The sequence below is a fragment of the Microcoleus sp. BM001215392 genome (assembly GCF_036700185.1).
Taxonomy (GTDB): domain Bacteria; phylum Cyanobacteriota; class Cyanobacteriia; order Cyanobacteriales; family Microcoleaceae; genus Microcoleus.
Genome location: NZ_JAUBOJ010000033.1, coordinates 1 through 14,603, shown reverse-complemented (window position 1 = coordinate 14,603; position 14,603 = coordinate 1). Strand labels below are relative to the sequence as shown.

Genomic DNA, 14,603 nt, shown 5'->3' with positions numbered 1-14,603 from the left:
TCGTTGCTTTTTAAAGGCGAGACAGTTTATCATAATTAGCAACTAGAGAGAATTTAAGCAACCCGCCATGCTGTGGACGCCCGGACAAACAACCCTCAAAACTCGCCCCTACCGCATCGACGACATCCTGGGAATGGGGGGATTTGGCATGACTTACAAAGCAACCCATTTGCAACTCAAGCATCAAGTTGTCCTCAAAACGCCGAATCTGAGTTTGCAAAATGACCCGGAATACGCCAACTTTGTCCGCAGATTTATCCGCGAAGGGCAAATCTTAGCCAAATTTTGCCAAAACGCGCATCCTGGAATTGTCCGCGTCAGCGATTTGTTTGAGGAAAAAGGCCTTCACTGTTTGGTAATGGATTTAGTCGTCGGGCAAAGTTTATTTGATGCCGTACAGCAACAGGGGCGACTCCCGGATACAGAAGCAGTGGCAATTATCCGCCAAATTGGAGAAGCATTAACCGCCGTTCACCAAGCCGGAATTGTCCATCGAGATGCTCATCCAGGTAATATTATGTTGCGTCCCAACGGGCAAGCAGTGTTAATTGATTTTGGTCTTGCAAGTGAATTAATGCCAACTGTTATTAGTAGCAGACATCCTCATAACCCTGCTTTTGCTCCTTGGGAACAGCATATGGAAGGTAGCGGTAAACCAACGGTGGATATTTATACTTTAGCTGCATCTTTATATTATGCAGTAACTGGAAAAGTGCCAACAGCTTCCCTCAATCGGCATTTTAGAAATGAAGCATTGCCACCTGCGAAAAATTTTGGGGTGAAAGATTGGGTGAGTTTAGCAATAGAAAAAGGGATGGCATCCGATCCGCAAAAGCGGCCGCAGTCGATGCAAGATTGGTTGAGTTATCTGCAAGAACCTATTCCGTCAACGGTTGCCGGTGTTTCGGTACAGCTTAAATCAGCGCGGGGTGTTGACTATACTCGCCTGCGGGATTTATTGGCGGCCTGGAAGTGGAAAAAAGCGGATGAGGAAACACTCAAGGTGATGCTAAAAGCTGCTAGACAGGAGAAGGAAGGTTGGTTCACAAAGGAATCGATCGAGAATTTTCCTTGCGATGATTTGCGGACGATCGACCAATTGTGGGTAAAATACAGTCAGGGTCGCTTTGGCTTTAGCGTCCAGAAAAAAATCTGGTTGGAAGTAGGCGGTAAAGTTGATTATGAGAGTGAATGCAAGTTGGGCGATCGTGTGGGTTGGAGAAAAGGAGGACAGTGGTTGGACTACAGTAACCTAACCTTTAAGATTGCAGCACAAGCAGGCCACCTGCCTTGGGCTTTGGCGCACGCGGGGTGGTATGGTGGTTGGTGGGGGGCGGGGTTTGGGTGGGTCTGTTCTCTCGCATCGAGAACTGTAAGCTGTAATTTATAGCGATTTCAGCCCCTTATTAAGTCTTTTTTAGAGAACCTTTTTCTACGAAGTTATCGGCTTTTGGTCATTTCATTACCTGCTACGCGGGGGTTTACTCTTCAAACAACAGACTCGCGAAATTCGGGTGATAGCAATTAGCCAACACAAACTGTTTGGGGCTCAGAAACCGGGTTTTTTACGCAATATTTCGTTGTAGCCAGCAAGTTCAGTAAAAACCCGGTTTCTTTGGTTAGTGCGTAAATCCTAATCTACTCTAAATTCGAGAAACCTGGAGGACTTACGCATGAGATCAGAAACCGGGTTTTTGACAAAAATACTTCGCTTTCACCCGCAGATTCAGCCAAAAACCCGGTTTCTTTAGTCGCAGCGCGTCGAAAATATTAATAATTTATGCTATACTTAGCATCTAATTTTTAACCACAGATTCACATATGCCAACTTTAACTGATATTGGCACTTTCATTATCCGCGATCCGCACCTTCGCGGTGGAATTCCTATCGTTGCAGGTACTGCCACATCGGTGCAGCGAATCGCAGTCTTATACAAACAAGGTAATAGTGCTGAGGAAATAGCAGGGGATCTGGATCGTCTCACCTTAGCGCAGGTTTATGCTGCACTGACTTATTATCACGCAAATCGAGCAGAAATAGAAGCAGATTTAGCGGCCCAACAAGCAGAATATGAACGTTTGGCAGCATTAAATAACTTACAAATGCAGGGGGAATGAGTCAGCATTTAGTCTTTTAAATGAGGACTAAAGTCCTCACTACCAACCTAATTACCAAGTAAGTATATTTATTTTTCGGCTATTCGATCGAGCTTTTCCCTCACCAACAAATCTAGGAAAGCACGCAGCACAAACAACCCAGCGCATCCCGACACAGCAAAAGCTACGATCGCCCCCGTTTGATATCCGCCCACTAGCAGCACCGCACCCGTCAGCACCCCAAAACCAGTCATACAGGCAAAAATCAGAGTTTTCAGGGCGAGATTGATGCGTTTGAGGGCGCGATCGCTCTCGATGTTGCGGACACGAATTTGCAACTCCCCATCTTCAATCCGCTGCTCCAAACGCTTGATGAAAACTTGCGATTTGCTCGGCTGCTGCAATTTGTAGGTGATGAAACTTCGCGCTTGAAGAGCCAATTCTGAAATCGCATTTTTCCGTCCTTTACTCACCGCAATACTTTTGACAAAAGGCTGAGCGCATACTAAGAAATTGTAGTGAGGGTCGAGAGTTCTGGCAATCCCGTCGAGAGTTGTCAGCGACTTGACAATAAACATCATTTCTGCTGGCAAGCGAAACGGTTGTTGCTCGAACATGATGTACAGTTCGTTCTTGATTTCATTGAATGCTTGAAAGTCGATCGGCTTATCAATAAACTTATCCAGCAAAAAAGTAATCAGCCTGCGCACCGACATCATATCCGGCATCGGCTCCACTAAGCCGATCGTAATTAAAGTATTGAGTACCTCGTCAGTATCCTTTCTGAGCACAGCAAAAAAAGTCTTGACCATTTCGTCCTTAGCCAGAGACTTCACCTCTGCCATCATCCCAAAATCGTAAAATATCAAGCTACCATCTTCTGTCACCGCCAAATTTCCCGGATGCGGATCAGCTTGAAAAAAACCGTCAATTAGCAACTGCTTCAAGTAACAGGAAATTCCGAGTTGATTGAGCTTCGCAATATCTACTCCAATCGCCTCTAAACTGATCCTGTCGTCTACTTTAATCCCCGGAACGTATTCTAAAGTTAGCACTTTTTTAGTCGTGTACTGCCAGTAGACTTTGGGGACAATAATCTGAGGATATTCTTGAAAATTATGGCTGAAGCGATCGGAATTTTTGCCTTCTTGTACGTAGTCAATCTCTTGATATAAAATCTTAAAAAACTCGTGATAAAGAGATTCTAGGTCGTACTTGCGCGTCCCTGGTAAATAGCGATCGCACAAACGCATTACTTGCCGCACCGCCTTCACATCTAAATCGAATAACCTTTCCAAACCCGGACGCTGCACCTTGACAATCACATCTTCCCCGGTGTGCAGCCTCGCTTTGTGTACCTGTCCCAGACTTGCAGCAGCAATGGGTAACGGGTCAAAATCGCGGTACAAAGCGTAAATATCTTTGCCTAACTCTGATTCTACAAGGGCGATCGCCTCTTCGGAACTAAACTCAGGAACCCTATCCTGCAACTGTTCCAACTCCTTGACGTACTCCAGCGGCAGCAAATCGGCCCGAGTTGAGAGAGACTGCCCGATTTTGATAAAAGTCGGGCCTAAATCCAGCAAAGTATTGACTAACCAATGGGCGCGAATTCTTCTGGTATGAGCCGAAGTATTTTGCAGCAGTCCATCCCACCACAAAAACAACATAAACTTTCCCGCCGCAGCAAAAACGTCTATTTGTCGTGCCAGGGGCGAATATTTAGGACTTTGCCAACGCAGGAGTTTCGGTGCAGCTTTTGTTAGCATAATATTCACGATCTAGTTCCATGGAGCGCGACATTTGTTAGGGGATATTCCTGCGGAAATCGGCTGGTACGAAAATACTTCGTCGGCCTGGGAAATAGTTAATTTTAAAAATCGGTTTTTTCGGTCAATACTGTGTCATATCATCTCCGGTTATACAATCATAAATAAGTTTAAGGGTTGCGAATGCTCCTGCCTGATTAATTCATCAATAGATCACTGATTTTTGCAGGAGCGAACATTAGTAAAGACCCCTACTAATTGGGTGCAAATAACCCTATATCTTATAATTTTTTGAAAAAATCAGCTATGGGCAGCCGACAATTTCAACGGAGAACTAGACAAACAATTCAAAAAGCAGGATTTGGTAGCGTTTGCTATTTCAAAATCTCCCGAGCGGGCAATTTTTGGCTGGTTCGCTGCCAATTCCCAGTTGCTTTTCAACCTCGATCTTCTCCTAGATGACCCATATCCGCTAGAGATTGTGGCAGAGTCAAAGTAAAAGATGTGCGCCACAACTCATCGGATTCAGAACTTTGTGCCGGAGAGCTAGACACATCAATAGTACCATTCAAGTGATGTATTAAACACTTTACCAGAGCCAGACCCAAACCTGTACCGGCGATCGCTTGGTCAGTAATCCCAGTTCCGCGCCGGAACTTGTCAAAGATGTGGGGTAAATCAGCCACAGCAATGCCGGCCCCGAAATTAGAAACGCTCAGGACAATACACCCGGTCGCTTCTGACACCTCCAAAACTACCGCAGTTCCTGAAGCCGAGTATTTTCCAGCATTCGTCAGCAGTTCCAGCAGCACCCGCTTCAGGCTGTCCGGGTCGGTTTCCAAGGTTGGGGTAAACTTCGGTAAATCCACCTTCAGAGTCAATCCCCGATCCGCCCACTTTTTCTCAAAATCCGCTGCTAAATCTTCAATTAAAGGCTGGAGATCGATTTTGATGACAGAAATAGGGACTTGCTGCGGCTCGAACTGCTTGAGGGCGAGCAAATCATTAACTAAAGCAGTTTCCTTAGAACACTGCTGTTCTAGAATGTCGAGATATTTAATCCGACTTGCTGACGGCTGTTCTGCTTGTTTGAGCATCAGAATCGCCAGCTTCATGATTGTTAAAGGGGTGCGCAACTCGTGACTCAGAGTGCTGAGAAACTCGTCTTTAATCAGCTTCAATTTGCGCAGTTGCTCTAGTTGATTGGCAGATTGTTCGTACAGTTTCTGCTGTACTTCGAGACTTTGCTGCAACTGAGCGGTTCTTTCTGAGACTAGGGTTTGGGCTTCCTTAAGCATCTGGGTTTGAATAATCGCCCTGCTCGATCGAGCTGCGACTAATTCCACAACTTCCAATTCTGAGGGGCTCCAATGGCGGATCTCTGAGTGCTGCAACACCAAGAACCCCAACACGCTGTCGTCTGCGTTGGCGCCGCTGAGGGGAACCAGCAACAGGGCGCGAATACCTTGGAGTTTCAAGATTTCTGCGGCGCCCTCTGGTTCGTTGGCGATTAACTCCCCGGCGTCAGCTAGGGCGAGGGGTTGCCAGGGGCTGTGGAATGCTTGGCCGCACAAATTAGATTCCGATAGCCAAAATCCCGGATAATTATTTGATTTTAAACTCGGGATTTTGGCTGGGGAATTGACAGTTTTATCCTTGGTTTTTGTTTTGGTACTTGTGATTTTTTTCCCGGCATCGCTTGGTGCTTTTTTCCGAGGAAATTCGCCAATTAATTCGACTTTTGCTTTGGGGATTTGATTGGGAGAGCGAGTTTTAAATAGAGGGTCTGTATATTTCAACAGCAGGATTTGTCCTCTATCTACTTGCAGGCTATCGACGGTATGTTCAATAACTTGCTGCAAAATTAGATCGACTTCTGAACTGGTATCGATCGCCTGCGTGACTGAACCGAGGAGATTTTTGTATTGAGCTTGTCGCTGTAACTGTTGGTTTAAACTGGCAATTTCTTGATTTTTTTGAATCTGAGAAATCGCGATGCCGATCGCCTCGGATACTGCTTCTAGGCTTTTTCTGTCGGCGGCAGACCACTCGTGATGTTGCGATTTACCAACCACCACCACGCCGTTTACAGCCCCTGCAAATCGTGCAGGCCCTGCTAAAATTGCCCGACCCAGCATTGGTGTCACAGGGGAATTGGACAATGAACCTTCCAGATAGTCGCCAGAGTCGGATATCGCCACTATGTCGCCGTCTGCTAGCACTTTTGCCAAGACGGGATCTTCTAGCGATATGCTAGGCGATTTGATGTTTGCGGTTTGGGAGCGTTGTGGTATTTGAGCTGCATCGACTGCTTCGACAGCAGCATTGGGGCGATCGCTCTTATTTTGCCAACAAGCATTTGGATTTACTACTTTCTGGTCAATCACAGCACCAACCAAACAGAAATCTGCCCCCCAAGCCGCTCCCAAAGTATTGGCTATTTGCAGCAGGATTTCTCGATCGAAGCTGGTCGCCAGAATTTGGTTAATTTGCCGCCCCAGAAGGGCAGGATCGACCTGGTTCTGCATAAGACGATCCAGAAATTTTTGGACTGATACTGGTTCTGCGGTTGGCGGTAGATGCAATGTGCAAGACTCTCGATCGGTCGATCGGTCGCTCAAACTAAAATCTTGATTTCCCTGGTAATCGATCATGGCAACGAAGCCTTTATTTTAAGATGTTTGAGCAGGCTCGCGCTACACGCATACAACATATCGACAACACCCGATTGGACTGTTATGAGCCTGCGCGTGTGTGTTTCGGCAGCCCGCCTGCAGGTCACTAAATCTGCGAAACATATACCCAAATGAGACCGATTTCTATTTTGCTGTTTTCTAGCCATCGATCTGTACCCGATGAACTTTAGCATCCTTAGGCGATGAGGATAAATCGCATTGCTACTAATTAATGTTGACCGTTATTAGTATTAACCTTTTCTTGAGACCGCTTGGTGATACCCCTCTCTTGACTCTGTGATGTTTCCTATTTAAGTTTGTGATCCTGGCTTTTTTTTATTGTGATACAAGTCAGACGATTTAGTGACGCACATCACAAAACTTTAAAATTTCCAAATTTTAACTCATCACAGAGCACAGAGTTTGTGAGTTTTTGCTTACCGATCGCTAACTCTGTGCTCCAAAAGAGACTGGCTCAGTTCTGTTGTTAAATTTATCTGACTTGCTTGCTTGCTTACTTATTTTGTGCTTCTTGTTGGGCTCGATCGCTATTTTGGCGGTAAAGTGCAGTCCGGTTGACAGCAGTTGTGTAGCGGGGATGATTCGCAGGCACGGCGGCCATCAAATCCGAAGCTTGCTGCCACTTAGCAGCTACGATCAACCAATCCTCGCGAGATTGAGCGGTTTTACCGTCAGTGGCTGCTTGCTGGGCCGATCGCACTGCTTTGGCAAAAGAGTCAGCACCAGAATTAGCAGTATCCTGAGAAATTTTCACAGCAGTTGCAACTGACTGACTGGGAGCGTTAGTTGCGACGGCTTGAGTGCTGGTTGGCGTGCTGTTTGGGACTTGGGAATTCAGTCCCTTGTAGGTGGCGACCCCAGCAGCCAGCAACAGCAGGCTCAAGCTGACGCCGCCAACGATCCCGCGCTGAAATTGTCGCGGTTCTTGCATCGAGCGAGGTGCAGCAATTCTCGGCAAAGCCCGCTTTGAGCCTCGCTCTTGGCGTTCGTGATGGGAATTGGCAAAACGCTTGAACAAATTCGCCTTTCTCAGTTTAATTTCTTGAGACCACAGCAGTTGATTTTCCGGATCGCGGCTAATTTCTTCGAGCCACAGCAGTTGGTGTTCGCGGACGAGCCTGCTGTTGATGTTGACACGGCGAATATTCCGGGGATCGAGGCCCTCCAAAATTTCTCGGACTCGATCGACCAAGCTAGACTGTTCGAGCAGTTGCGGTGTTGCAGCTTCGCACAGCAGTTGCAGCACCCCGGAAGCAAACACGGCTCGGGCTCTGACACCTACTTGCGCTAGTTCGTCGTTAAGGATTTGAATAATCGAAGCCACCGAGCCCTCATGAGCTTGTCGGGCAATGTCATCTATTGGATTCGCCATAAAACTATCTTGACACTTAATAATCTGGTAATTTTTAACCCAAAGTCTCGGATCTAATTTTTACTAATACAGGTTATCACCCACACTGCCAGGTTAAAATAAACGGGTGCAAATCTGGCATCCAGATCCCACTTAAAAATTATCATCACAGCATCGAGCTCTCGCAAACCAGAAATAAACTATGGGTAAAGTAATTAGCGGTAAAATTTTTGTTTTAGACGATAACATCGATACAGATCAAATTATCCCGGCAGAATACCTGACCCTGGTTCCCTCGAAGCCGGACGAGTACGAGAAACTAGGCAGTTACGCGATGATTGGGTTGCCCGATCGCTACGGCAAGTTTATCGAGTCCGGGGAAATCAAAACCCAATATCCGATTATCATTGCTGGTGAAAATTTTGGCTGCGGTTCTTCGCGCGAGCACGCTCCGATCGCTCTCGGGGCCGCCGGCGTCACAGCGGTGGTGGCTTTGTCTTACGCACGGATTTTCTTTCGCAATTGCTCGGCTACTGGCGAGTTGTACCCGATCGAATCAGTCGATCGGCTTTGTGACTTATTTGTAACAGGCCAAGAAGTGACGATCGACTTTGAGGGCGATAAAATTATCAACCACACCCAAAATCTCACTTACTCGCTCAAGCCCTTAGGAGATGTCGGGCCAGTGATTGATGCCGGAGGATTGTTTGCCTATGCACGACAAACGGGAATGATTGCGGCTCGTTCTTAACTCTTAAAACCCCTGTCAAGTCAGTTGAGGGATCGCGTAGCCGAAGGGTTGAGAGATCGAGGCGACTTATAGCTAAAAGTCCAAGGATTGGAGAAATGAATCGTGTGATTTTAATTTCTCCCATCCTGGTTCCGGCTTTGAACCAATTTTTTCTGTAAGGTGCGTATTGAGCACCTGACGGCTGAGCTATTGTGGGTTTAGTTTTGAGCTTTGGGGCAGGCTACAAGCTGGCCCCAAAAAACTCAAAAAATCAGCGACAACTTATCAGTACAGTCAAAGAACATCAATAAAACTCAATAAAATGCGCTGGTGAGGAATGCCGAAAGGCCGCACATCTCCCGACTTTTGAGAATAGCATTTACCAACCCGAATATCCTCCGCTGTCAACAATTGCATATCCCAACCCTCGTGCAACACTAAATCCTTAACATCCGCACTAAGTGGTGAGTGAAACACGTGTCGAACAAGCTCTCCTTCAACATCGCAACAAAACAAAGAAACAGTCGCAGGAGCCCAGCCAATTTCCTCGGATAATTCCCGCAAAACAGCAGTTTCCGGAGTTTCCCCCGGTTCCAAGTGTCCGCCAAACAAAGCCCAATGTCCGGGATACCTGATATTAGGAATATCATCCCGCAACTGGCAGAGAAACTTGCCATCTCGGTACAAAATGGCGATCGCAACGTGAATTTTAGTCATTAACAAGTAAGGTTGGTAGTGCGGACGCGAGCGTCCGCACTACAAGCAGATAGGACAGGATATAGACGTACTGAATTATCGGAATAAATTAGCCTTTGCTATTGCTATTTATGTGCCGCAGGAGTGCGGTTTAATTGTTCCATTTCCTCAACATAAACTTCACCTAAATCTTGATTTGCCAATTCCTTCACAGTAATACTCTTGTAGCGAACTTCTCCCTTCAGCAAAACTTCATCGCCAAGTTGGGGCAAAGCTTGCTTAGTTAAAATCCACATTTTACCAGTACCGTCTTGAAGTTGATAAGCCGCATTCCCCACAAAAGGAGCGCGATTTTCCACTTTTCCCCGGAGATAAACTTGACCATCGACTTGGCGCTTTTGTTGAATGTCGCCAATGCTAGCAACATTAAAACCAAGATTGAGTTGAGACATGGGTAAATTGCCACAACTGAGCAAACCGCTGGTAAGTATTAGCAATAAATAGCCTGTGGAGAATCTGGGAACCCAAACTTGTTTAATTGCTGTAGTCATGGTCAACTGATTTGAGATTTGAGATACGACCTACTTTAACAGAATCCCCAGAATCGATCGCAAGTCAGAAATTTTTTTAGTGTAGTGCTTGACAGCGATTAAGCTAAAATCTAAAATCGTCAGCCCCTAACCCAGAGTTTACAATGGATGCCAAAACTGCTCAAATACTAGATGGCAAAGCTCTAGCAACCAAGATGCAAAGCGAGCTGAGCGATCGAGTCCGCGCCCTCCAAAGCCAGATTGGGCGTCCTCCGGGACTAGCGGTGCTGATGGTGGGCGACAACCCAGCCAGCGCGGCTTACGTGCGCAACAAAGAGCGAGCCTGCGCTAAAGTCGGTATAGCTTCCTTCGGCCAGCATTACCCAGTCAACGCCACTCAAGCCGAACTCGAACTTGCAATTGAGGCGCTCAACCAGGACGATCGAGTAGACGGCATTTTAGTCCAATTACCGCTACCAGAACACTTAGATGCGATTTCGCTACTTTATCAAATAGCCCCCGACAAAGACGCTGACGGACTTCACCCTGTAAATTTAGGCCGCTTGGTGCGCTCTGAGCAAGGTTTGCGCAGTTGTACTCCCGCCGGAGTCATGCGCTTATTGGAGGAATATCAGATTGAATTAAAAGGAAAAAATGCCGTAGTTTTGGGACGCAGTATTTTAGTAGGTAAACCAATGGCGCTGATGCTGTTAGAAGCAGATTGTACAGTAACAGTAGCTCATTCGCGATCGCAAAACCTAGAAGCAATTACCAGCCAAGCCGATATTTTAATCGCCGCCGTCGGCCGCACAAACACGATCGCAGCTAATATGGTCAAACCCGGAGCAACAGTAATCGATGTCGGTATTAACCGCGTCGTCAATCCAGACGGTACCAGCCGTTTGGCGGGAGATGTAGATTTTGATGCGGTGAAAACAGTAGCCGGATTTATCACGCCGGTACCGGGAGGAATCGGGCCGATGACTGTCGCTATGCTGTTAGCAAATACGGTTTCTAGTTACTCCAAAAAACAAGAGAGTTAAAGACAACAAGCCATCTACGGGATTCAGCAAATTTAACAGATATCAGCAACAAAGGCTCGGGGAAAAAATTACTAAATCAGAGATATTTTCCCCGAGTTTAATTAGAAGTCTTACTGCTCGCCTAAATTTAGAGCGACTCAAAGCTAGCAGTGAAGCCATCTAAAGTCAAGCATTCTTCCATAAAATCCTCTACATCATTGACATTTTCAAGTTTATATTCCATGATGCGTTGACCGTCGCCTTTCATCTTTTTAGAAGAAACAGGCGTAGCCGGATATTTGTCAGCAATCGCTTTAAAAGCCTTGGAATGGATCTCCCAGCTTGCAGCAGAACATTTAATCATTAAAAGCCACACTATCTCATTCCTCCTATGGTTTGATTTGCCAATTAATACGATCGAGTCAAACTAATATTAATTGTAACAATCAATGCCACAATATTTATCGGATGTGGAGCGTTGATTCTACCCAATAAAATACCTAAAATCTTAGATCAACAATATTTGACGAAACCAACTCAAAAACATTATTGTAGCAAGGATTTGTTAAATTGGTATTAGCTTGAAAGTGCCGACAAATCCAGAGATTCAGTTGTTTGGAAAAAAGCTAACAGCCTAGCCACTATGCGATCGACACCACCCCGAACATTAGACTCAACATTCAAGGGCATCACCGGATCGTGAAGTGACAAGCGTAACAGAAACCAGCCGGATTCGCTAGGGGAAGTGCAAGAAATTCGCAGCCCTTCATAGTTATCGGGAACGATTTGCCAGTCGGCTTGGGTTGATACAAATTCTTGCAATTGCGCGATGACGCGAGTTCCGTGATTTTTGAAATCACCGACACCAATTTTAATCCGAAATTCTGCACTTTCTTCAGGTTCTTGTAAATTGGCAATTAAATCGGGCAAAGATTGATTAGCTAATTGGGATTTAGCTAATTCAATCAATAACTTGCTCACCAAGTAAGCGCCATCATCCAGAAAGTAATTTTCTTTCAAAGCTCCGTGTCCAGAGGTTTCAATCGCCAGCCACGATTCCTGTCCGGCTGCATTCAGGCGAATCGACTCGTCAATCACGTTTTTGTAGCCGCGCTTAAAGCGGTGGTGAACCCCTTTCAAATCCTGTTCGATGAATTGCGTTAAGCCATCGGAGGTGATAGAATCGGTGACAACCGTAGAGCCTGGGTGTTCTTGTAATACGATCGCCGAAATCAAGGCAATTAAGCGATTGCGATTGAGTTCCTTACCTGCGGCATCCACAGCCGCACTGCGATCGACATCCGTATCAAAAATAATCCCAAAATCAGCCTGATGGGCAATTACTGCTTGACAAATTGACTGCATTGCCTGTTTGTCTTCGGGATTTGGCACGTGGTTGGGGAAAGTACCGTCAGGTTCTAAAAATTGACTGCCCGCAGTGTCTGCACCTAGAGGTTTTAAGACTTTATCGACATAAAAACCGCCCGCACCATTACCCGCATCCACAACAATTTTCAACCCGGTTAGCGGTTGCTCAAAATTCTCGGGATGATTGACTGATTCCCGAATTTTTTTGACAAACTGGCTGGCATAAATTGAAATAAAATCGTGCTTGGTAATGTTACCAGGCGCTGAGGCTGAATCAAAATTATTGCTTTGGGCTAGTGTTAAGATATCAGTAATATCTTTTTTTTGTAACCCACCATTAGCGGTAAAAAACTTTAAGCCGTTGCGATTAAAGGGTAAGTGGCTAGCAGTCAGCATAATCGCACCGTCGCAATCAAAACCGGGGGTAATGGTACTCATAAACATGGCGGGGGTTGAAGCCATGTCAAAGTCGTACACTTTGGCACCAACCGAGGCGATGCCCTCCATGACTGCTGACATTAAAGTTGGCCCTGACAGACGGCTGTCACGCCCGATCGCAATTGTTAATTTTGCCACTGGTTTGTTGATTTTTTGCAGCAACCAACTGACAAAAGATTTACCTAAAATTGTGGCAATTTCCGGCGTTAGGTTGACTTTTTCGTCGGCAACCCCTTCTAGGGCGATACCGCGAATGTCTGAGCCGTTTTGCAGTTTTGTCCAGTTGAAGTTTTGCATAATCTATTGATGGTAATTAGAAGGAATAAAGCCGAAGCCTCGCAAGGCCAAGGAAGGGCAACAAGAAGCAAGAATACATAGACAGCAACCTCGATTCAGTTGCGTATTTTACGTTGAGGTGGATTGACTTAATTACAAAGCAATAGGCTGGGACTCTGGCGCAACGTTGAAAGAAACCGCACGCCATACAAACGATGTCCGCACTTTTGCTCCGTCGAAGCTCAGCGTCCGCCCGACGGCGAATCAGAAATAAAAAGGGCAGCTATCTCAGAGGCGGTATTATTATGCGTTAAATTAACATAGATTTTCAATAGACCTCTTGCACAAATCGCTTTCAATTGGGTAAATTATCAGCGTCGAGGTGCTTGAGTCTGCGGGTGCATCTACATTTTGGCAAGAGCTCTCGCATTTCGGCAGACAATTTATTAGCGAGAACCAGAGATTTAATGCCGAAATGCTATAGCCCCTACAAATATATTTGCACAAATGAGATGCACATTGAGTCTGCCTTCTGGGAGCCGTCGCTTTGTCAATCAAAGATTGACACAAGAAATCTATTCAGCTCTGATTCCTTAGGAACAAAAATTTAATAACTTACACTCTTGAAAGTGGGGTGTCGGGCTCTTTCTGCTCTTTTTGGACGGGCTGTTGTAGCCCATCCCACAATCACAATTAAAATTGTAAGTTATTTAATTGGCGATCCTTAGGAGCGTTCGACGCTGTAAATAGCTTGCAAGCGGAACTCACCATGGGCGGGGACTTCCACAATATCTGTCGCCGCATTGGTCGTTTCTACGCAGATTAAGCGCTGGTAATCTGTATCATCAAGGTCGGCCATGCTTGCAGAAATTTTCACCCAGGGATTCCAGACTACGGCGGATTTACTACCAGAGGACTTAATGCGAATGCGACGATTGAGAGCGGCATCGTCAATCACAAATTCGTTGGTGACATCGAGATAAATGCGATCGACTTCACCTGAAACCGCCACAGCACCAACTTGAGATTTTTCGATACCACCATCAACTTTATCAAGATACTGGCTGTTTTCTAGACCCAAAACTTGGACGCGGTTGATATCGCCGACTAGGAAATAGGTGTGGAAAGCTTGGGTGAGGGGAAATGCTTTGTCACCTAGATTGCGGGTAATTAATTCTACAGTGAGGCTGGTACCGACAGTAATGACGATCGCCAGTTCAAAAGCTTGGGGCCAAATTGCTCTAGTTTCCTCAGTATCCTTGAGCCCTAGAGTGACTTGGGTGGCGCCCTCTGGAGTAGTGGCGGTACTGACAACATTCCAGAGGCGATTGCGTACAAACCCGTGAGCTGGACGCCCCAGCCCTTCGGGATCTGGGCCAAACCAAGGCCAACAAATGGGTACACCGCCTTTGATGGCTTTTCCTTCGGCGTAGTAAGCTTTGTCGCTCAGAAACATCAAGTCAGCAGTTTCGGTGGCCGGCCAGAAGGAGAGCACTTGGCCAGAATACACAGAAATCAAGGCTTTAGCTTGACCGTTGTCGATGTGAACCATGGGGAAACCACCGTTTCCCGTAGCGAAGGTGAGCTGGCCGGGAATCCCGTAGGCTGCGTTTAATTGGTCAATACTCAT

At 46.2% G+C, this 14,603-nt stretch carries 12 protein-coding genes; 4 read left to right on the top strand and 8 right to left on the bottom strand.

Translation table 11 applies throughout. From position 1 onward, the window contains the following. The first annotated feature begins 67 nt into the window (after positions 1–67). Both QT974_RS06180 and QT974_RS06175 read left to right on the top strand, forming a co-directional pair. Positions 68–1,390, top strand: coding sequence for a serine/threonine-protein kinase (locus tag QT974_RS06180; RefSeq protein WP_333467647.1), 1,323 nt, complete (start codon positions 68–70; stop codon positions 1,388–1,390). A 431-nt stretch (positions 1,391–1,821) separates the two neighbouring features. Beyond that, positions 1,822–2,118, top strand: coding sequence for a DUF433 domain-containing protein (locus QT974_RS06175; RefSeq protein ID WP_333467646.1), 297 nt, complete (start codon positions 1,822–1,824; stop codon positions 2,116–2,118). Between the two features lie 68 nt (positions 2,119–2,186). Here the strand turns inward: QT974_RS06175 and QT974_RS06170 are convergent, their stop codons facing one another. From QT974_RS06170 to QT974_RS06160, 3 genes are all read right to left on the bottom strand, one after another. Beyond that, positions 2,187–3,866, bottom strand: a complete 1,680-nt coding sequence (locus QT974_RS06170; RefSeq protein ID WP_333467645.1) for an ABC1 kinase family protein — start codon at positions 3,864–3,866, stop codon at positions 2,187–2,189. A 437-nt stretch (positions 3,867–4,303) separates the two neighbouring features. Then, complete coding sequence (locus tag QT974_RS06165) at positions 4,304–6,520, bottom strand: GAF domain-containing sensor histidine kinase (RefSeq protein WP_333467644.1); 2,217 nt, start codon at positions 6,518–6,520, stop codon at positions 4,304–4,306. A 535-nt stretch (positions 6,521–7,055) separates the two neighbouring features. Beyond that, positions 7,056–7,934, bottom strand: a complete 879-nt coding sequence (locus tag QT974_RS06160) for a hypothetical protein (RefSeq protein WP_333467643.1) — start codon at positions 7,932–7,934, stop codon at positions 7,056–7,058. A 181-nt stretch (positions 7,935–8,115) separates the two neighbouring features. On the opposite strand from QT974_RS06160, the gene QT974_RS06155 reads away from it, so the two are divergent. Next, positions 8,116–8,664: a LeuD/DmdB family oxidoreductase small subunit gene (locus QT974_RS06155; RefSeq protein WP_333467642.1), complete on the top strand. Its 549-nt coding sequence runs from the start codon at positions 8,116–8,118 to the stop codon at positions 8,662–8,664. Positions 8,665–8,937: 273 nt separating this feature from the next. On the opposite strand, the gene QT974_RS06150 is transcribed toward QT974_RS06155, so the two are convergent. Continuing rightward, positions 8,938–9,360, bottom strand: a complete 423-nt coding sequence (locus tag QT974_RS06150; RefSeq protein ID WP_333467641.1) for an NUDIX hydrolase — start codon at positions 9,358–9,360, stop codon at positions 8,938–8,940. 104 nt (positions 9,361–9,464) lie between these two features. After that, entirely contained in the window at positions 9,465–9,890 is a 426-nt protein-coding gene (locus QT974_RS06145) for a DNA-binding protein (protein WP_333467640.1), read from the bottom strand. Between the two features lie 143 nt (positions 9,891–10,033). Between QT974_RS06145 and folD the strand changes: the two genes are divergently transcribed. Then, positions 10,034–10,912, top strand: coding sequence for a bifunctional methylenetetrahydrofolate dehydrogenase/methenyltetrahydrofolate cyclohydrolase FolD (gene folD / locus QT974_RS06140; protein ID WP_333467639.1), 879 nt, complete (start codon positions 10,034–10,036; stop codon positions 10,910–10,912). A gap of 127 nt (positions 10,913–11,039) precedes the next feature. Here folD and QT974_RS06135 read toward each other — a convergent pair whose 3' ends face one another. The 3 genes from QT974_RS06135 to QT974_RS06125 all read right to left on the bottom strand — a co-directional run. Then, positions 11,040–11,255, bottom strand: coding sequence for a hypothetical protein (locus QT974_RS06135; protein WP_333467638.1), 216 nt, complete (start codon positions 11,253–11,255; stop codon positions 11,040–11,042). Positions 11,256–11,467: 212 nt separating this feature from the next. After that, positions 11,468–12,994: a phosphomannomutase/phosphoglucomutase gene (locus tag QT974_RS06130; RefSeq protein WP_333467637.1), complete on the bottom strand. Its 1,527-nt coding sequence runs from the start codon at positions 12,992–12,994 to the stop codon at positions 11,468–11,470. 703 nt (positions 12,995–13,697) lie between these two features. Next, a partial coding sequence (locus tag QT974_RS06125) for a D-hexose-6-phosphate mutarotase (RefSeq protein WP_333467636.1) occupies positions 13,698–14,603 on the bottom strand: 906 nt, incomplete at its 5' end.